Here is a 19,719-nt window from a genome sequence, read left to right as displayed (position 1 = left end):
GAGAGTAGGACGTCGCCAAGCTATTTATATTGTCGCGGGGTGGAGCAGCACGGTAGCTCGTCGGGCTCATAACCCGAAGGTCGCAGGTTCAAATCCTGTCCCCGCAACCAAATGGTCCCGTGGTGTAGTGGTTAACATGCCTGCCTGTCACGCAGGAGATCGCCGGTTCGACCCCGGTCGGGACCGCCATTTCATATAAAGAAAAGAACGAAACAAGTTGTTTCGTATTTTTTTATTTGTTTTAACAAAAAACTAATAAAGACAGTCAAACTATCCTTAGGACAACTCCTAAGGACTTTTTTATATATTCAAAACCTGTATAATAAAGAGCAGAGAACATTGTGAGTAAAGTAGGTGAAGTCTGTGAGTAAATATGAAGTAACAACAAAATCTTCTGAGGAAACACAAAGGTTATCAGAAAAACTAGGTGAGCTCGTAGAGGCACAAGACGTAATTATTTTAGAAGGAGATCTTGGAGCTGGTAAGACGACTTTTACAAAGGGACTAGCAAAAGGTCTTGGAGTGAAAAGAGTTGTAAATAGTCCTACCTTTAATATCATCAAAGAATATAAAGGAAGATTACCGCTATATCATATGGACGTGTATCGCTTAGCAGAAAGTGAAGAGGACTTAGGCTTTGATGAATATTTCTACGGTGAAGGAATTACGGTAGTAGAATGGGCTCATTTAATAGAAGCATATTTACCGAATGAAAAGTTACAAATTAGTTTATTCCATGCTGGAGATGACACAAGAAAAATTATACTCGAGCCAATTGGAGATCGCTATATTAGATTATGTGAGGAGCTATTACAAGATGAAAGTACTAGCAATTGATACTTCAAATTACGTAATGGGTGTATCCCTTATTGAGGAAGAAAACGTAATTGGGGAAATCATTACAAATTTAACAAAAAACCATTCTGTACGTCTTATGCCAGCTGTAGAGAAACTGTTAAAAGAGTGTGGCGTAAAACCGAAGGAATTAACTAAAATCGTTGTAGCTGCTGGACCTGGATCCTATACAGGTGTTCGTATAGGCGTGACAGCGGCGAAAACATTAGCTTGGTCACTTCAAATACCAATTGTAGGTGTATCAAGTTTAGAGGTAGTAGCTGCAAACGGTGCTAACTTTAACGGGTTAATTTGTCCTTTATTTGATGGAAGACGTGGGCAAATTTATACTGGGTTATATACATATGAAGGAGAGCAGTTAACTTCAATAGAAGAAGACCGAATTATTCTTATTGTAGACTGGTTGCAAATGTTAAAAGATAAAGGACAGCCTGTTTTATTTATCGGTAACGATGTTAAATTGCATAAAGAAACAATTATAGAACATTTAGGTGATCAAGCTGTATTCGCTCCATTTACTAAAAATAACCCAAGACCAAGTGAGCTAGCATTCTTAGGATTACAAAAAGAAGAACAAGATGTGCATACGTTTGTTCCAAGCTATCTTCGTTTAGCTGAAGCTGAAACAAAGTGGTTAGAAAGTCAAAACAAGTAGGAGCTTGCAGAAGATGGATATGATATTTAGAAAGATGGAGCTTGATGATATTGCTCAAATTGTAGCTATTGAAGAAGCGTCTTTTTCAACTCCTTGGACTGCAGATGCCTTTCACCGTGAATTAACGATGAATGAACATGCACATTATATTGTGTTAGAAAAAGATGGTTGTGTAGTCGGGTATTGTGGATTGTGGATAATTATTGATGAATCACATATAACAAATATAGCTATTTTGCCAGAATACCGAGGTCAAAAGTTAGGAGATGCCCTATTGAAAGCAGTTATTTCTGAAGCGAAAGAACTAGGGGTAAAAACAATGACACTTGAAGTACGTGTATCAAATGAAGTAGCAAAGCAGTTATACAGAAAATACGGATTTCAAAATGGTGGGATTCGTAAACGATACTATGCAGACAATCAGGAAGATGGTCTCGTAATGTGGGTGAATATATAATGGAAAAAAATACGATTATACTTGGTATTGAAACAAGTTGTGATGAAACAGCAGTAGCAGTTGTTAAAAATGGAACGGAAATTATTGCGAATGTCGTTGCATCACAAATTGAAAGTCATAAACGTTTTGGCGGTGTTGTACCAGAGATTGCATCACGTCATCATGTAGAAGAAATTACAGTTGTGTTAGAAGAAGCTTTAAAGGAAGCAAACATCACATTTGATGATATTGATGCAATTGCTGTAACAGAAGGTCCTGGTTTAGTAGGAGCACTTCTAATTGGAGTAAATGCAGCGAAGGCAGTAGCGTTTGCACATGATATTCCGTTAGTCGGTGTTCATCATATTGCTGGTCATATTTATGCGAACCGTTTAGTAAAAGAAGTTCAATTCCCGTTATTATCACTTGTTGTATCTGGTGGGCATACAGAACTTGTTTATATGAAAGAACATGGTTCATTCGAAGTAATTGGTGAAACACGAGACGATGCAGCTGGAGAAGCATATGATAAAGTAGCTCGTACGTTATCTATGCCATATCCAGGTGGTCCTCATATTGATCGCCTTGCACATGAAGGAGAACCGACAATTGATTTGCCTCGTGCATGGCTAGAACCGGATTCGTATGATTTTAGCTTTAGTGGATTGAAATCAGCAGTTATCAACACTGTGCATAACGCAAAACAGCGCGGTATAGAAATTGCACCAGAAGATTTAGCGGCAAGTTTCCAAGAAAGTGTAATAGATGTACTTGTAACGAAAGCAGCTCGTGCAGCAGAAGCTTATAATGTAAAGCAATTACTTCTTGCTGGTGGAGTAGCTGCTAATAAAGGACTTCGTGCGCGATTAGAAGAGAAATTTGCACAAAAAGAAAACATTGAATTAATTATTCCGCCGCTATCTTTATGCACAGATAATGCAGCGATGATTGCAGCGGCAGGGACAATTGCTTATGAACAAGGTAAGCGTGCAACATTAGCCTTAAATGCAAATCCAGGATTAGATATTGAAGCATAGTTATACACATAATTAACCACAGGTTGTGGATAAAACCCATATTATCTGTTGATAATGTGGGTTTTATTGTGTATATAAAATGTTGATAACTTTTTTATTGACTGTGGATAATGTGGAAAAGTTATTTTAATGTTTATTTTATAAAGGTGGATATGTGTATAAACTTGTGGATAAATAGGTTGATGTCAGACCTTTGAATTTGTTCTTTTTCGGGAAATAAAAAGCAAGAAGATATCCCCGAAAAACATTTTGAAACATCTCCCTATTATAGAAGATGCTAATATTGTCAATCTTTGTCGTTAAATCGATATTTCGTGTCGGATTGTTAATATGTATAGGGTTACAATAGATATATTTAAAAAATCGTTAGTATATTCTAAGTTACGATAGATATATTCAAAAAATTGTTTAAGTACTAAAAAAAGATGTCACATAGTCAAAAATCCTGACTTATGAGACATCTTCCTTATTTAAATATGCTTATACATGCAGCTCTTCCCATTCTGCCATACAAGTTTCAAGTTGTTCTTGTAGCGTTTGCTTTTTAGTTGTAATTTCACTAGCTTTTTCATAATCTGCATATATTTCTGGTAAGCAAAGTTGATCTTCTAACGTAGCAATTTCTTCTTCTAATTCCACTATACTTTGTTCTAGCTCTTCAATTTTTCTAGTGCGTTGACGCTCTAGTTGTTTACGCTCTTTTTCTTCTAAATAATTTAATTTCTCTTGTGCAACCACCTTTTGAACAGGAACGTCACTTTCTTGCTGTTCAAGTTCTGCACGTTCAATCATTTCATTTTTCTTTTCAACGTAGTAATCGTAATCCCCTAAATATTCCTGTGCACCTTCTGTTGATAACTCAACCACAGTCGTTGTTACACGGTTAATAAAGTAGCGGTCATGTGAGACGAATAGAAGAGTCCCTGGGTAATCAATTAAAGCATTCTCCAAAATCTCTTTACTATTTAAATCAAGGTGGTTCGTAGGCTCATCTAGAATTAACAAATTTGACTTTTGCATCATAAGTTTTGCAAGAGCTAATCGAGCTTTTTGTCCACCACTAAGGGAAGATACTGGTTTCAGTACATCATCTCCTGTGAATAAAAAATTCCCAAGTATAGTACGGATTTCTTTTTCCGGTTGCAGTGGATATTCATCCCATAGTTCATTTAAAACCCGTTTAGAAGATGTTAAGTTTGCTTGTTCTTGATCATAATAACCAACAGATACATTTGATCCGAAAGAAACATCACCATTTAATAGTGGTAACTTATTCACAATGGATTTTAACAATGTGGATTTCCCAATTCCGTTTGGACCAACTAAAGCAACACTATCTCCGCGAGTTAAGCGCATAGTTACATGTTCAATTATAGGGTTTTCATCATAGCCGATGGTTGCATCATTTACTTGTAAAACATCATTTCCACTTTGTTTTTCAATATCGAAGTGGAATGATGCTGACTTAGAATCCCCTAATGGTCTCGTTAATAATTCCATTCTGTCTAGTTGTTTACGGCGACTTTGAGCACGTTTCGTTGTAGAAGCGCGAGCTATATTCTTTTGAACGAAGTCCTCAAGTTTTGCGATTTCATCTTGTTGTTTTTCGTAACGTTTCATTTCTTGCTCATATAATGCTGATTTTAAGTCTAAATATTTACTGTAGTTACCAACAAATCGTCTGCTTTCTTTATTCGAAATTTCATATACTTGTGTAACGAGTTTGTCTAAGAAATAACGGTCATGTGAGACGATTAATATTGCGCCAGGATAACCTTGCAAATATTGCTCAAGCCATGTTAATGTTTCGATGTCTAAATGGTTTGTAGGCTCGTCCAAAATAAGTAAGTCTGGTTTTGTTAATAATAATTTCCCGAGAGCTAATCTTGTTTTTTGCCCGCCGCTTAAAGTAGAGATCGTCGTCTGGTGCGTTTCAACTGGGAAGCCAAGGCCGCTTAAAATGGAGCGAATATCCGCTTCATATTGATATCCACCTTGATCTTTATAATTGAGTTGTAATTGGTCATAATCAGCTAACAATCTTTCATATGTAGCTTCGTTTGAAAAGTTTTCTTCTTTTCCCATTTCTTGCTCAAGCCTTCGGAGTTTTGTCTCCATTTGCTGTAAATGGGTAAAGACGGTTAGCATTTCATCCCAAATTGTTAAAGACGTTTCTAGTCCGGTATTTTGAGCTAAATATCCGATTGAGACATCTTTCGGTTTTATAATTTCGCCACCATCATGAGATAATTCACCAGCGATAATTTTTAATAATGTAGATTTACCTGCTCCATTCCTTCCAACTAATGCGATACGATCTTTTGTTTGTACTTCCAATTTTATGTTTGCAAGAATTGTTTCTGCACCGTATAATTTCGAAAGCGCGTTTACTTGTAATAAAATCAATGTTTTCACCTCAAATAATTTCTTAACTTTGCCATGTTTATATTTCTCAATCATACTAAAAATAGTGTATAGTTTAAAATAAAGAGAGAATACTTCTTCTCTTTATTATACAAGGAATTTAATGAGTGCTAAACTTCTGTATTTGATTAAAGTATATGAATAAAGATAGGAAGAGAGGAGAGGTCATATGGATCAGCAAAAGATTCCACAAGCCACTGCTAAAAGATTGCCTCTATACTATCGATTTATCCAAAACTTATCTCTTTCTGGTAAGCAGCGTGTTTCATCGGCCGAATTGAGTGAGGCAGTAAAAGTAGATTCCGCAACAATACGAAGAGATTTTTCGTATTTTGGAGCGTTAGGGAAAAAGGGATATGGATATAACGTAAATTATTTATTATCATTTTTCCGCGAAACACTTGATCAAGATGATATAACACGTGTAGCACTTATTGGAGTAGGTAATTTAGGGACCGCTTTCTTACATTATAATTTCACGAAAAACAATAATACAAAAATTGAAATGGCATTTGATGTTAGTGAAGAGAAAGTTGGAACAGAAATCGGGGGCATTCCTGTATATCATTTAGATGAATTAGAAGAGAGATTATCAAATGATATACAAGTGGCAATATTAACAGTACCGGCTACAGTAGCGCAAGCTGTAGCAGATAGATTAGCTGAAACAAGCGTGCACGGTATTTTGAATTTCACACCAGCGCGATTAAACGTATCAGAGAATATTAGAATTCATCATATTGACTTAGCTGTAGAGTTACAAACATTAGTTTACTTTTTGAAAAACTATCCACAATAAAACGCAGAGGGAGCGACCTCTGCGTTTTATTATTGTTTCTTCTTTGTGAATTTAACTAATATAAGGCGAAGTGCCAAATTAAAATCAATTGTTGCCATAACTGCAAATAGTATTGTCCACATATTCCAGATTGTATCTGTCACGTTCGTAATGGCGAAGCGTGTAAAGATACATCCAAGAAGGAAGTATAGTGCAGCCATGAACAATGGTGAGTTTCTCATACAAAAAATCCTCCGATAAAGCCTTGCATTTTTTCAGCTTCTTTAATCATTTCTTGAATTTGTTCATTGCTCATAAAAATTTGCCCAATAGCGACTAATGTATTCATCGCAACATGAGCTGCAATCGGAACGATAATACGTTTCGTCTTCACATATAAGAAGGCGAATACGAGCCCCATAGCAGTGTATACCAATAAGTGAGTAAAATCAAAATGAATTGCTGCGAATACAAGCGAACTAATGATAGCTGCAATAAAGAAGTTAAACTTCTTATAAAGCGTGCCGAATAGAATTTTTCTAAATACGATTTCTTCTAAGATAGGTCCAATTATAGATACAACAATAAGGAACCAAGGTATCGTTCTTGCGATGTCCATCAGTCTGTCTGTATTCTCAGATCCACGTGGAACCCCAAATACATACATTTCAATCATACCTGCAATGGATTGTGAGATGATTGCTAAGAAGAACCCGATGAAAATCCATCCAATAGTAGCTGGAGCAGAAGAGCGCTTTGGATCTAAATGCCTGTTACGAATATCTGTTCTAAGTAACCAAAGTACGATACATAATGCAACAAAGAAGCTAATAATTGCCCAGTGTCCCGTTATGATTTGTCCTTTTTCCTCAATGGTAAATCCTCTATTATCATAGAGTCCTGTTTTTAGGAGAAGTGGCAATCCAACAACGCCAGATAACTGCATTAAAATGTATGTAACGATAATCCACCAGTATTGTTTCTTCAAATGGTTTAACCATCCTTTCTAACTATAGTGTATGAGATAAGTTAGGATAACATGTAAATATGCTACCTACGATATAAACCTCACTTGAATTATGTTTTTTTCGTAAATCCTTATTTGAAATTATAATAGAAGACAGGAGAAAGTTGTGTGTGTAGCGAAAACAACTTAGGGTGTCCTTTCATATTGTAACATACGAGCAGTGGAAACAACGATTCATATAGTAAAGGCAGTATTCTATATAGAAAGTTTATATAGTGATTTGCGAAAAAATTATGATTTTTTTACTTGCAAAAGAAATTGAGATTATTTATTATTATAAGTGTGTTAGCACTCGGATGACTTGAGTGCTAATAAAAGAAATTTACATAACAAAATGAGGAGGTTATTGTTCATGCTAAAGCCATTAGGTGATCGCGTTGTAATTGAGCTTGTTCAAGCAGAAGAAAAAACAGCAAGTGGTATCGTATTACCAGATACTGCAAAAGAAAAACCACAAGAGGGTAAAGTAGTTGCAGTAGGTACTGGTCGAGTGCTTGAGAATGGTGAGCGTGTTGCTTTAGAGGTAGCAGCAGGTGATCTTATCATCTTCTCAAAATATGCAGGTACTGAAGTGAAATATGAAGGTACAGACTACTTGATTTTACGTGAAAGTGACATTTTAGCAGTTATCGGTTAATTATATAAATCTTAAAAAATCCAAGGGGGTCAATTATTATGGCAAAAGATATTAAATTTAGTGAAGAAGCACGTCGTTCGATGCTTCGCGGTGTCGACACTCTTGCAAACGCAGTAAAAGTAACACTTGGACCAAAAGGTCGTAACGTTGTACTTGAGAAAAAATTTGGTTCACCACTTATTACAAATGACGGTGTAACAATCGCAAAAGAAATCGAATTAGAAGATGCATTCGAAAACATGGGTGCGAAATTAGTAGCAGAAGTTGCTAGCAAAACAAATGACGTAGCTGGTGACGGAACAACAACTGCAACTGTATTAGCTCAAGCTATGATTCGTGAAGGTCTTAAAAACGTAACAGCTGGTGCTAACCCAATGGGTCTTCGTAAAGGTATCGAAAAAGCTGTTACTGCTGCAATTGAAGAATTAAAAACGATTTCTAAACCAATCGAAGGCAAATCTTCTATCGCACAAGTAGCTGCTATTTCTGCAGCTGACGAAGAAGTAGGTCAATTAATCGCTGAAGCAATGGAGCGCGTTGGTAACGACGGCGTTATTACTTTAGAAGAGTCTAAAGGATTCACAACAGAATTAGACGTAGTAGAAGGTATGCAATTTGATCGTGGATATGCATCTCCTTACATGATTACTGATTCTGACAAAATGGAAGCAGTTCTTGATAACCCATACATCTTAATCACTGACAAAAAGATTTCTAACATTCAAGAAATCTTACCAGTATTAGAGCAAGTGGTACAACAAGGTAAACCACTTCTTATCATTGCTGAAGATGTTGAAGGCGAAGCTTTAGCTACATTAGTAGTGAACAAACTTCGTGGTACATTCAACGTAGTAGCTGTTAAAGCTCCTGGATTTGGTGACCGTCGTAAAGCAATGCTAGAAGATATCGCAATCTTAACAGGTGGCGAAGTAATCACTGAAGAATTAGGTCGTGACTTAAAATCTGCTACAGTTGAATCTTTAGGACGCGCTGGTAAAGTTGTTGTTACAAAAGAAAACACAACTGTAGTTGAAGGTGTAGGAAGCACAGAACAAATCGAAGCTCGCATCGGTCAAATCCGTGCGCAATTAGAAGAAACAACTTCTGAATTCGATCGTGAAAAATTACAAGAGCGTCTTGCTAAACTAGCAGGTGGCGTAGCAGTAATTAAAGTAGGTGCAGCAACTGAAACTGAGTTAAAAGAGCGCAAACTTCGCATTGAAGATGCACTTAACTCAACTCGTGCAGCAGTAGAAGAAGGTATCGTTGCAGGTGGTGGTACTTCACTTATGAACGTATACACGAAAGTAGCTTCTATCGTAGCTGAAGGCGACGAAGCAACAGGTATCAACATCGTACTTCGCGCACTAGAAGAGCCAGTTCGTCAAATCGCAATCAACGCTGGTCTAGAAGGATCTGTAGTTGTAGAGCGTCTAAAAGGCGAAAAAGTAGGCGTTGGTTTCAACGCAGCTACTGGCGAATGGGTTAACATGCTTGAGTCTGGTATCGTAGATCCAGCTAAAGTAACTCGTTCTGCACTTCAAAACGCAGCATCTGTTGCAGCTATGTTCTTAACAACTGAAGCTGTAGTAGCTGACAAGCCAGAACCAAATGCACCAGCAATGCCTGACATGGGCGGCATGGGCATGGGCGGTATGGGCGGAATGATGTAACATACCGCTCCATCCCTTGATATGTAAGGGTTTTTCTTAAGTGAAAAGTGAAATGCTAACATTTTGCTAACATCGTGAACATTATTGTAGGCTTCTCATTAATTGACTAAATTTTTGAGAAGCCTCTTTTTTTAGTTCTTTGGTTATGTGCAGGTATACATTTTTGGTTGTTTCATCATCAGAATGCCCTAATCGATCCATAATTTCTTCTAGCCCTACTTTTGCTTCTGCCAGTAATGAGGTATGTGTGTGGCGTAAAGAATGTGGTGTCAGCTCTTTATTTAATGCTGCCATCTTTAACAAGCGAGCCATTCGGTTTTCAACGGTTTTAATAAAAATCGGATAACCTGGGAATCGATCTGTTTTAGCGAAGATGAAATCACCATCGTGATACGTTCCTCCAAAGTGTTGCATCACCTTTTGTTGTGCTTTTCGATGGGCTTCTAATGCAGCAATGACCATTTCATCGACAATAATCGTACGCTTCGATCGTCGTGTTTTAGGTGTCACCAATTCATACTTTATTGTGTTGTTACTCGGATTATAATACGTTTTGGTAATACTGATGGTATGTTGATGAAAGTGAATATCTTTCCACTTCAGAGCAATTAATTCGCCTACTCGCATTCCTGTGTACGATAATACCAAAAACATTAGATGGTCCATCTCCAACCCTTTTGTAGAAGCAGTTTCTAAAAACAATGCCAATTCTTCTTTCTCCATATATTTCGGAATTTCTTGTGCTTCTAATTCCTCAATCGATTTTTTGTCTCTTTTCAGGTACGTAAATTCTGTGGGGTCAACTTTGATGTAGCCCATTGCCAATGCCTTTCTAAATAGCATTTTTCCTGTACGATGAACACCATCCAGCGTGTTATGTGCAAATCCTTTCTCTTTTAAATCATTAATAGCTTCTTGGTAGATTTTTCTGTTCACATTTTTTAGCTTTAAATGAGCAAAATAAGGAAGCAGTTTGTTAATTTCGTGCTGTCTAATGCGAATGGTACCTGGTTTCACATTATTTTCCACAGCATATAGAGGAATCCAGTCATCTGCATAGTCTTTAAACAAGATTTTTCTTTCTTCTTGATAGGTTCCTTGCTGAATGTCATTCAGTAAGGTTGTAATGGCTACTTCTGCCTCCTGTTTGGTTCGAAATCCACTTTTAGATTTTTGTTTTCTTTTCCCGGTAGTTGGGTCTATCCCAACATCTACAGTAAAGGCCCACTTAGAACCACAGGTACATCTTTTCTTGTTGCATTTGCAACCTCGTCGATAAATTGTTCCTTTCATAATACAAAAAACCTCTTTTCTATTGTTGTAACTGCAAATATATAGTATTTCCGATTTAAGGTTATTGGATACATTTAGGTGATGAATATTTAAGGGAAGAAGAACAACATTTACAAGTGAAAACTCGCGAGCTGATTTGTTCTTGCTTCTTTCCTCAAACTCCTCGTATCAAACAGCAGCATTCACTGTGTTTGTTTCTTTTTTTCTTTCTGCTATCCACCATCTAAAATCGGCTTTATCTACTCGTTTTGAGGCGCCAATTGCAAAATTTGGAATGCCACCGTACTCAACACGAACTTGAAATAATTCATAAACTCTTCTTCTGGAGATACCAAGAAACTCTGATATTTGTGTTGCTGTTAATGTGTCAGGTAATGAATCCCAAGTTGTATATTTTTTTGTTTTGTTCATTTGAAAACCTCCAAATAGTTTGATGTATAAATTTCGGTTATTTGTCCATACTGATAATAATTTTTCGGTAATTTATCCATATTGGTATACCATTATGGATAAATTACCGAACCAACCATAGAAGAAATCCCTTGTGGAAAGGGATTCGTATCCATTTTGTTATTGGGCGTTTGCAGTATGGAAGAGTATGTTCGGTTTTTTATCCAATTGATGATAAAAGATTTCGGTACTTCAACCATTACTTAATATTGCAAGTTCCTCAAAGATATTCGTCTTATAAAGAATGTTAGTGCGACTCTCAGGAGAGGCGAAAATATAATCAACAAAGTATAAAATGATGAGACGTTTTTCGGTTGTACTTAGTTGATGGTTTAAAATGGTCTGGAACCTTGAAAAGAATTGGTTGGACTTCACAGTTTCATAAGATTTCAGCAGATGCTCACGGCAATTTTTCAGCTCGGTTAATGAGTGTTTATGCTGTTCAATTACAGATGAAATTTTTAACTCTAGCTCCCGGTCATTGATTTCTCTTGCGATTGCTATTTTTTCAAAAAGATTAGTAATGAGTTTTTCTTTACTGGGAATCAGTGTGTCTAAATTCCTAATCATTTGATTAAGAAATTCTAGTGTGCTTTCTTTAATTTCATCAGTTGAAACGAGTTGATGAACACGGTCTAAAATTAATGGGATTAACTTTTCGTGTACGTCGTGAGAATCCATTTTGTATTGGCATTTTTTACATACGTAATAATGATATTTATAAACGATCTGATTACGGGTAGTAGATCCATTTTGTGTAATCAAAATTTGATTGCATTGTTGACATTTCATCTTGTTGAGAAACAGGAAAGGTGTATCAAACCTTCCAAAAGTCTCTTGAAGATGTTTATTTTGTTGATACAACTGAAGATGAAATTCAGAAATAATTGGGTCGTGCGTCTGTTCAAATGTAAAGAATTTCTGCCCAGTTTTTCTTTTAGGAATCTTCCAAGTTAAATTGCCAGTGTAAACTGGATTCTTAAGTATATTTTCAATGGTACTTGAACGCCATTGCTTCCCTGATGGAGATGGGATATTTCCTGTATTTAAAAGAGATGCGATTTTCTTTAAGGAATGCCCCCAGCTGTATAAGAAAAAGATGAAGGAAACAATTTTTGCATTTTCATTTGGATACAGCTTTTTATTTATTTGTTCGTATCCATATGGGATTTTAGAACCAGGACGGATGTTGCTTTCTTGTTCTAATGCATTGGTTAGGCTACCAAGTGCACGTTCAGACTTGACTTCCGATTCGTGTTGAAATAATAAAAAGTTCATCTTCATATTTATATCTTCTGTATTTATAGGCTGCTTTGATTTTGTCGTATAGACTTCAAGGTCAGGTAACTTTTCAAGCAGTGGACGATAAAAATCTATTGTGAAGGAGTAACCTGTGCGGTCCATACGAGATACATCGTGAAAAATAACGATTGGTATTTTCAGTTCAATCATCTTTTCTCTAAGTCTCATTAATTCTTTACGCTCATTTGCTCGCTTAGAGTATGCGCTAGTTACATCTTCAATGAATAAGAATTCGTCAGGCACATTAAGTTGATTTTGCTTGGCAAACTCTTGAATGTGTTGTTTTTGAATTTGAACACTATTATTTTCTTGCTGTTTGTAAGAGGAACGTCGAATATAACCAAAGGCTAATCGCATATTATTTTGCCTCCTTTAAAAAAGTATTGCGTATAAATGTCTTGTACATAATCGAACTTATTGATTTCAAGATTTACTTCATTTTGATAGATGTAGAGGTTCTTAATTAGCATTGAGTAAAGAAAAAAAGGATTAAGTTCCTTACAGCTACTCAAATAACTGCTTAATAGCTTGGCGACGTTCTCGTTATCCAATAACAGTCTCTTTGCTGTAGCAAACTGTGCGAGTAAACTTTCCAATGTAGCCTCTAAAGTAGAGAGTTCTTTGTAAAGAGGATGTGCTCTCCAATTTTGAAGATCATCTCCATTTAAAATGATGTTTTCCAAAATTTTATTTTTATCTTTTTCGAGTTTGTTTAGCTCGGCCTTAATTGGTTTTGTAATCATTTGAAATGAATGACGAGAGTCAGCAATGAGTCGTTCTATATCTAAACTGTGAATGACCTTTTCTAAGGAACAATTAATTATGGAAGATAAGTCTTCAATTGATATTTGAACTGGCGTATGTTTTCTTGAACACGAATACCAAGATGTTCCGGATACAATATCAAAGTGAAATCGCATAGGATTTTGACAGCTTCCGCAGTGTGGTTGGTAAATATCATCTTCTTTAAGGGCTTCAATATTCTCTTGATACTTCATAATGAGTGAGCTTTTCTGTTGTAATTCTTGGAATTGTTTTAATGTTAAGTAAGACTCAACGTGTGTTAATTGATGCTCACCTGAACTTAAATCATATCCAGCATAAAAAGGATCTTTAGCAATTTTAAGAAGGTGCTCAGTTTTTGTTTTGAGTGTTCTTTTATAATTTTGTATTAATTCCTCCAACTCGATATATGATGTAATTTCGGCTAAATCGGTAAAGTATTGCTTCAAGATATCTTTTTTTACCGGATCTTTAATGTAGCTTCTCGTTTCTCTTTGTTTTATGTACCCCAATTTGCGTGGGGGATATCTCCTTCTGGCTTCTTCAGTTCTACGAGCAATATTCTTCCCTTCAACATCTCCAACAATATTTAAAACTCCCTCTAAAAGGGTATTGTTAGTAGCTTGTTGATGACCATTCCCAGATGATGTGAAAAAGATATGGACGTTATTCTTTCTACATAGTGATACAAAATAATTTGATTCGTAAAAATCTCGAAATAATCTTGAACGATCAAAAGCATATACGGTATCTACTTGTTTTTGTTGAATCATCGTAATTAATTTCACCATTTGAGGACGTTCTGTAATTTTTAACTTATTGGCGGATACTCCCTCTTCATCAATAATGAATATTTCATTTGGTAGGTACTGTTCTCGATAAATAGTATCAGCTGACTCCTGCATTGTTAAATCTTGACCAGCCGTACTAACTCGCCGAAAAAAGACCTTATATTTATTTTTCAATTGAATCCTCCTCATTTTGTTTTAATGTTTGATGAAGTAGTTGAGCCTTCAATCGATAAGGTACATCTAATTGTTCAACAATAAGCCGTTGAATAAGATGCTGAAGCCATACATCTGTTACAGGATTTATTTCTGAACTTGTGTGTAAATTAACTTTTCTTCGCATAAAATTACACCTCCGCATATCAGCATTGACATAGAAAGGTAAAATTTATACTTTTCAAAGACCTTTCAACAGCTATTGGCTACTGAAAGGCCTATTAAGACTTTGTATTAGAGTCTTCAAATTCTAGATTTAGTCGTAATTGGACGAAATCTTCCTCATTTGAACGTTTAATGAAGACTTGAATGGTTCCTTGTTTTTGTCCAGGAAACTTTCTAATAGTCTTTTCTTTCATAATCTCTACTCCCTTGTAGTTGCTCTAAGAAACTATGAAAAAGGAACGATGACAAATGTCCTTCAGATTCTAATTTTCGTAGTTTCTCAGTTAAAGATTGTTCTACTAATAATGTGCTTTTCTCGGGTGAATTTCTTTCATATCCAACAGCATTCAAGCACATTCACGTCCTAAATCTTCACTTTTTATTGGATGTTCACTGTTTTCCGGTGTTTGTTTTGTATTTATTAAACTCTCTAGTTCAGCGAATAAGAGGTTTTGAATAATATTTTTCACATTAACTGCATTTTCTGCCGAAGCGTAGCAACGAATTATTTTCAAGTGTCTTCACTCCTTAATTTGTATAGGGACTACATTTTTAACTGTGTTATAAACCAGCGGAGACAAATTTTTTGTGTCTTTCAAAAATGTCGAGCGCATTATATTCTATTGATTTTCGAAAAAACAACCTTTTGGAGAAGAAAATGAAAATTTTTTTGTTTTGTTCTAAATCTGTTCTAAATCGTCGATAAAAAGTAAGATTAATTTTTTGTCTCAAAAAATGTCGAACGGATTATATTCTATTAATTTTCAAAAAAACAACCTTTTGAGCAAGAAAGTGAAAGTTTTTTGGATATATTGGCGTAGGGGGGATTGATATAAAGATAGAAGTTAATTAAGGGATTATTAAAGTGGCTTAGGGAATAAAATATTTCTTCCAGATAAATTATCAGACTTAGTGTGGAATGATAGTGGAAATTTGTAAAATAAATAAAAATATTGGAAATGTATTTAGGTAAAAAGTATAAATGCTTTTAAAAATTGATAGGTCAGATAATAAGAAATTATGTGTATATTTTGTAGAAATGTTTTTCTCCTTTTAATTGGAAATGCTATTATATAGTTAAATTCTAGTAATTATATGGAGGATGTATGTATATTTCAAAGTTGAATGTTGTTAATTTTAGGAATTTTAGGAGTCAAAATTTTTTATTTGAACCTGGTGTAAACACTTTGATTGGAGAAAGTGGGTCGGGGAAAACTAATGCTTTCTTTGCGTTAAGACTAATGCTAGATGATAATCTCCCAATAAGTGCTTCTAAATTAATAGAAAATGATTTTAATAGAGAGCTTAAAAAATGGAAAGGGCATTGGATAGTAATTTCATTACATTTTAAACAACTAGATTCGAGTGAAGGGGCTAATTTATTAGCTCATAAGTTAGAACACGTTACTGAACCTTCTAGTAGTGGTTCGTACAATTTTTACTATAGACCAAAAAAGAAATATAGAAAAAAGTTATATGAATTGTCATTAGCAGAGGATAAAAGTCTCCAAAAATTAGATGAGATATTAAACGAAATTACTATAAATGATTATGAAGCAGTGTATCATTTTCGAGGAACAGCGGACTTCTCAGATGATGAAGTTTATAAGGAATTAGTCGGAGATTTTGAAAATATTAGTTTCCCTAATCCTGATGAAGAGAATAAAGAGTTGCTAGGTACTCCAACATCTCAAATCTTTTTAATACGAACGGAGTTGAAATGTACATATATCAAAGCGTTACGGGATGTTATGACAGAATTACGTAGAACTAGACAGAGCCCTTTATTAAATTTATTAAGAGGTAGTGCAAAGAATATATTGGTGGAAGATTCTGAACAAGTTGCTGACCAAGTAACTGCTTTAAATAAGACAATAAGTAACCTTCAAGAAGTTAATGATTTGGCGAAAAAAGTAAAAAGAACTTTAGATTCGACGGTTGGATATACATTTGCTCCAAGTGTCAGTATTCGTTCTGAGTTACCTGAAGATATTAATAAATTGTTTCAATCGTTAACTCTCTGGGTTGGTGATGGGGATGACAATGGTCACCAAGGAAAATTAGATGAGCTTAGCCTAGGTGGAGCAAATTTAATATATATTACTTTAAAGTTACTAGAATATGAATATATGCAGCCTCTTGAGGAAAAAGCAGCACATTTTTTATTAATTGAAGAGCCTGAAGCACATATCCATACGCATATACAAAAAACTATGTTTGAAAATTATAGCTTCCACAATACTCAAGTAATAACATCGACACATTCAACACATATTTCATCGGCTAATAGAATTCGTTCCATTAATATATTGTGTAAAGAGAAAAGAGAAACAATTGTATGCCAGCCAAGTAAAGGACTTTCTATAGAAGAGTGCAAAAAGATAGAGAGATACTTGGATGCTACGCGTAGTACTTTATTATTTGCAAAAGGTGTCATTTTGGTAGAAGGTGATGCAGAATTAATATTAATTCCAGCTATTTTTAAAAATGTTTTTGGATTAAGTCTTGATGAAATAGGTGTTAGTGTAATTAACGTAAATAGTACAGTATTTGAACATATCTCCAACTTATTTCACGATGAGAGGATTAAGAGAAAGTGTGCCATAATAACGGATCACGATAAATCACTTATTCCTTTAGATACAGATAAAAGCAAAGATACGGAAGAAATGAAGAAATTTCGTAATTCTGAAAAAAAGGGTGAAGAAAGAAAGATAAAATTAGATAATTATTGTAAAGAGAATCAGTGGATAGAAGCTTTTTATGCTAAAAATACCTTTGAGATTGATTTCGTTTTAAACGGGAATGTACTAGAAGTTGTTAAGACATTAAGTAAAATATATAAAAAACCGCAAGCAATCACAGATTCAAAAAAGCTATTGAGGTCAAAGGACGATATTAAAGTAGGGCTTGAAACACTTAGATTAGCTGATAAGGTCGTAGGAAAAGGGTGGTTTGCTCTTATGCTTGCAGAAGAAGTAACTTTTGAGACACTTGTTCCACGCTATATATTGGATGCGATTGTATTTGCTTCTGGACATATAGGTTATAAGCATTTTGAAAAAATGTTTAAGCATCGAATGTTCTATTATTGTGGAGAAGAAGAATATGAAAAGTTTTTAGAGCTAATTGAAGCTGTTTCCGAAGATGATAGGACATTAGATAACCTTCTAGAATTATCTGCTGAATATCTTGAAGAGGATGATGATATATTTCTTTTCATAGATTCATATAAGGGTGAGCGATTATGTTGAATGGCTTAAATGATCATCAAATCGAGGCAGTGACTTCATCAGGAAATACATTAGTTATCGCGTGCCCAGGAAGCGGGAAAACACGTGTGTTAACTAGAAAAATTGCATATGAACTGGAGCGGTTGAGAAGTAAAAAAAAGTTTATAGTAGCTTTGACATACACTAATCGTGCAGCTGAAGAAATTCAAAGAAGACTTGATGAATTAGGTATTCCACAGGAACAATTATGGGCTGGAACAATTCATTCTTTTTGCTATCAATGGATTATTAAACCTTATGCAGCATATGAACCTACATTAGTTAATGGTTTCTCACTAATAGATGATTATAAAAAGCAAACTATATTAAAAAATTTGCTGGAAAAATACTCCCTTCCAATTTATTCTGATATAAATACTTCATTCAATAGGGATGGAGAATATTTGAATAAGGATCCGTATAATAATTTAGTAGCAAAAGAATTTCACCAAATTATTTTAGATAACAAAGAAATTGACTTTGATTTACTTTTGTACCATTCTTATACATTATTAAAAAGTCATAAAAAAATACGTAATCATTTGGCAAGTTTATGTACTTATATATTTGTAGATGAGTTTCAAGATACTCAGGATTTACAATATGCAATTATTGGACAAATTATGATGGAAAGAAAAGGTGAATGTAAAATATTTTTAGTTGGGGATCCTGATCAGGCTATTTATAATTCTTTAGGAGGAATCCCAAAAGATATTCAAGAGATACAGAGTGAAATCGGTAATCAAGAAATCGAACAAAAGTATTTACCTGGTAATTACAGATCGACCCAGAGAATTGTGGACTTTTTTAAGGAATTCCAATCAACCGATGTGAAAATTCAAGCATTCAGTCCGTATTCAGATGAGAATGGCTTAATTTCTTTAGATAATGCTACAAATAAAAATGATTTATATAAAAAATTTGCAGACATTATTATGAATAACTTGGAGAGTGGAGTTAAGCCCAATGAAATTTGTATAATTGCACCACAATGGTATTTTCTTACGCCATTAGCAAAAAAGTTAAAGACTATTTTACCAGATGTTCCATTTGAGGCTTCTGGTATTACTCCATTACCGAGAAATAAAGAAAACTTTTGGTGGAAGTTATCTAGATTATTTTTAACTGAAATATCACTACAAACAACATTAAGTCGCTATAGATGGATAGAAAGTGTTGTCCTAGAATTAAACGAATACACAAATAGCTCTCTTGGAATTAGTTACAATGATTGTAGAAGATATTTGAAATTATTAAATTCTATACACCCTAGGGAAACGGATGGAATTAAATATTTAGAATTTGCATTCAAAGAATTTTTTGATGTTCTTGAAATAGACCTTGATACACATCTAGTATTAAAAAATCAATGGGATACTTTTTTTAATAGTATTCGTTCAAGATATGAATCTTCGGAATTTGAGGGTATTCCGAGTGATGTGAATTATTTTAAGAGTGTATTTAAACCTTCTGAGGGTGTTGTTATAAACACGTGTTACGGAGTCAAGGGAGAAGAGTTTGAAACGGTAATTGCTTTTGGATTACTGTGGGGGTACATACCTCATTGGAGTTCGATAATAAATCAATCGAGTTATATAGCTGATTCAGCATCAAAGAAAATGTTATATGTAATAGGCTCTCGTGCCAAAAAAAATTTACATATGTTTGCCGAAACTGGAAGGGAAACAAAAAAAGGTAATTCATATAAGATGAATTATCATTTAGAGCAAGTGTCATTTAAGTATGACCAACCAGTGATAGAGAAGATAGAAATAGTTTAGTTATAAAATCGATATTTTTTCTAAAACAAAAAGATGGGATAGTCCCATCTTTTTTATGTTTTTACATATTAAACATATTTGACAAAAATGAGGATAGATTGTGTATTTAATCAGAATGTTTATAAGGAGTGACCTTCATATAGTTTT

Annotated in this window: 19 protein-coding genes and 2 tRNA genes; 11 read left to right on the top strand and 10 right to left on the bottom strand. The window is 34.7% G+C overall.

Annotated features, from left to right (window positions below; translation table 11 throughout):
• Positions 1 to 33: 33 nt before the first annotated feature.
• The 6 genes from DN404_RS25255 to tsaD all read left to right on the top strand — a co-directional run bounded on the left by DN404_RS25255 (position 34) and on the right by tsaD (position 2,983).
• Positions 34 to 110, top strand: a tRNA-Met gene (locus tag DN404_RS25255).
• 3 nt (positions 111 to 113) lie between these two features.
• A tRNA-Asp gene (locus DN404_RS25250) sits at positions 114 to 189 on the top strand.
• Between the two features lie 174 nt (positions 190 to 363).
• Positions 364 to 837, top strand: coding sequence for a tRNA (adenosine(37)-N6)-threonylcarbamoyltransferase complex ATPase subunit type 1 TsaE (tsaE, locus tag DN404_RS25245; protein ID WP_000049642.1), 474 nt, complete (start codon positions 364 to 366; stop codon positions 835 to 837).
• Positions 818 to 1,510, top strand: coding sequence for a tRNA (adenosine(37)-N6)-threonylcarbamoyltransferase complex dimerization subunit type 1 TsaB (gene tsaB, locus DN404_RS25240; RefSeq protein ID WP_000865740.1), 693 nt, complete (start codon positions 818 to 820; stop codon positions 1,508 to 1,510). The genes tsaE and tsaB overlap by 20 nt, the downstream gene beginning before the upstream one ends.
• 13 nt (positions 1,511 to 1,523) lie before the next feature.
• Positions 1,524 to 1,967 carry a ribosomal protein S18-alanine N-acetyltransferase gene (gene rimI, locus DN404_RS25235; protein WP_149215601.1) on the top strand — a complete coding sequence of 148 codons (444 nt, stop codon included), beginning with the start codon at positions 1,524 to 1,526 and terminating at the stop codon, positions 1,965 to 1,967.
• A complete protein-coding gene (tsaD, locus tag DN404_RS25230; protein WP_149215600.1) occupies positions 1,967 to 2,983 on the top strand; it encodes a tRNA (adenosine(37)-N6)-threonylcarbamoyltransferase complex transferase subunit TsaD in 1,017 nt (338 codons plus the stop codon). Before rimI ends, tsaD begins: the two co-directional genes overlap by 1 nt.
• A gap of 480 nt (positions 2,984 to 3,463) precedes the next feature.
• Here tsaD and DN404_RS25225 read toward each other — a convergent pair whose 3' ends face one another.
• Positions 3,464 to 5,389 (bottom strand): ABC-F family ATP-binding cassette domain-containing protein, encoded by a 1,926-nt coding sequence (locus tag DN404_RS25225; RefSeq protein WP_000602147.1) that lies wholly within the window; start codon positions 5,387 to 5,389, stop codon positions 3,464 to 3,466.
• 187 nt (positions 5,390 to 5,576) lie between these two features.
• Here DN404_RS25225 and DN404_RS25220 point away from each other — a divergent pair, with 187 nt between their 5' ends.
• On the top strand, positions 5,577 to 6,206 hold the full coding sequence (locus DN404_RS25220) for a redox-sensing transcriptional repressor Rex (RefSeq protein ID WP_000372699.1): 630 nt from the start codon (positions 5,577 to 5,579) through the stop codon (positions 6,204 to 6,206).
• Positions 6,207 to 6,235: 29 nt separating this feature from the next.
• Here DN404_RS25220 and DN404_RS25215 read toward each other — a convergent pair whose 3' ends face one another.
• Together DN404_RS25215 and DN404_RS25210 are read right to left on the bottom strand one after the other, a co-directional pair.
• A complete protein-coding gene (locus tag DN404_RS25215; protein ID WP_001246201.1) occupies positions 6,236 to 6,427 on the bottom strand; it encodes a YdiK family protein in 192 nt (63 codons plus the stop codon).
• Positions 6,424 to 7,173 (bottom strand): CPBP family intramembrane glutamic endopeptidase, encoded by a 750-nt coding sequence (locus tag DN404_RS25210; RefSeq protein WP_000745329.1) that lies wholly within the window; start codon positions 7,171 to 7,173, stop codon positions 6,424 to 6,426. The genes DN404_RS25215 and DN404_RS25210 overlap by 4 nt, the downstream gene beginning before the upstream one ends.
• Before the next feature lie 391 nt (positions 7,174 to 7,564).
• Between DN404_RS25210 and groES the strand changes: the two genes are divergently transcribed.
• Together groES and groL are read left to right on the top strand one after the other, a co-directional pair.
• On the top strand, positions 7,565 to 7,849 hold the full coding sequence (gene groES, locus DN404_RS25205) for a co-chaperone GroES (RefSeq protein ID WP_000917311.1): 285 nt from the start codon (positions 7,565 to 7,567) through the stop codon (positions 7,847 to 7,849).
• A 38-nt stretch (positions 7,850 to 7,887) separates the two neighbouring features.
• Entirely contained in the window at positions 7,888 to 9,522 is a 1,635-nt protein-coding gene (gene groL, locus DN404_RS25200) for a chaperonin GroEL (protein ID WP_001029993.1), read from the top strand.
• Positions 9,523 to 9,603: 81 nt separating this feature from the next.
• Here the strand turns inward: groL and DN404_RS25195 are convergent, their stop codons facing one another.
• The 7 genes from DN404_RS25195 to DN404_RS30660 form a co-directional block, all read right to left on the bottom strand.
• On the bottom strand, positions 9,604 to 10,815 hold the full coding sequence (locus DN404_RS25195) for a site-specific integrase (protein WP_149215599.1): 1,212 nt from the start codon (positions 10,813 to 10,815) through the stop codon (positions 9,604 to 9,606).
• A 168-nt stretch (positions 10,816 to 10,983) separates the two neighbouring features.
• Positions 10,984 to 11,226: a helix-turn-helix domain-containing protein gene (locus DN404_RS25190; protein ID WP_025118638.1), complete on the bottom strand. Its 243-nt coding sequence runs from the start codon at positions 11,224 to 11,226 to the stop codon at positions 10,984 to 10,986.
• 231 nt (positions 11,227 to 11,457) lie between these two features.
• Positions 11,458 to 12,924, bottom strand: coding sequence for a recombinase family protein (locus DN404_RS25185; RefSeq protein ID WP_149215598.1), 1,467 nt, complete (start codon positions 12,922 to 12,924; stop codon positions 11,458 to 11,460).
• The gene (locus DN404_RS25180) at positions 12,915 to 14,315 is read right to left on the bottom strand and encodes a recombinase family protein (protein ID WP_179951875.1); all 1,401 of its coding nucleotides are present in this window, start codon (positions 14,313 to 14,315) and stop codon (positions 12,915 to 12,917) included. The genes DN404_RS25185 and DN404_RS25180 overlap by 10 nt, the downstream gene beginning before the upstream one ends.
• Positions 14,305 to 14,481 (bottom strand): hypothetical protein, encoded by a 177-nt coding sequence (locus DN404_RS30670; protein ID WP_179951874.1) that lies wholly within the window; start codon positions 14,479 to 14,481, stop codon positions 14,305 to 14,307. The genes DN404_RS25180 and DN404_RS30670 overlap by 11 nt, the downstream gene beginning before the upstream one ends.
• 94 nt (positions 14,482 to 14,575) lie before the next feature.
• Positions 14,576 to 14,713: a hypothetical protein gene (locus DN404_RS30665; RefSeq protein ID WP_179951873.1), complete on the bottom strand. Its 138-nt coding sequence runs from the start codon at positions 14,711 to 14,713 to the stop codon at positions 14,576 to 14,578.
• A 153-nt stretch (positions 14,714 to 14,866) separates the two neighbouring features.
• Positions 14,867 to 15,034, bottom strand: a complete 168-nt coding sequence (locus DN404_RS30660) for a hypothetical protein (protein WP_179951872.1) — start codon at positions 15,032 to 15,034, stop codon at positions 14,867 to 14,869.
• Between the two features lie 591 nt (positions 15,035 to 15,625).
• On the opposite strand from DN404_RS30660, the gene DN404_RS25175 reads away from it, so the two are divergent.
• Complete coding sequence (locus DN404_RS25175; RefSeq protein ID WP_149215596.1) at positions 15,626 to 17,773, top strand: ATP-dependent nuclease; 2,148 nt, start codon at positions 15,626 to 15,628, stop codon at positions 17,771 to 17,773.
• On the top strand, positions 17,767 to 19,572 hold the full coding sequence (locus DN404_RS25170) for a UvrD-helicase domain-containing protein (RefSeq protein WP_149215595.1): 1,806 nt from the start codon (positions 17,767 to 17,769) through the stop codon (positions 19,570 to 19,572). Before DN404_RS25175 ends, DN404_RS25170 begins: the two co-directional genes overlap by 7 nt.
• The last annotated feature ends 147 nt before the right edge of the window (positions 19,573 to 19,719 follow it).

The sequence above is a fragment of the Bacillus sp. TE8-1 genome, from assembly GCF_008368855.1.
Taxonomy (GTDB): Bacteria; Bacillota; Bacilli; order Bacillales; family Bacillaceae_G; genus Bacillus_A; species Bacillus_A cereus.
This window is presented reverse-complemented; position numbering and strand designations above follow the sequence as displayed.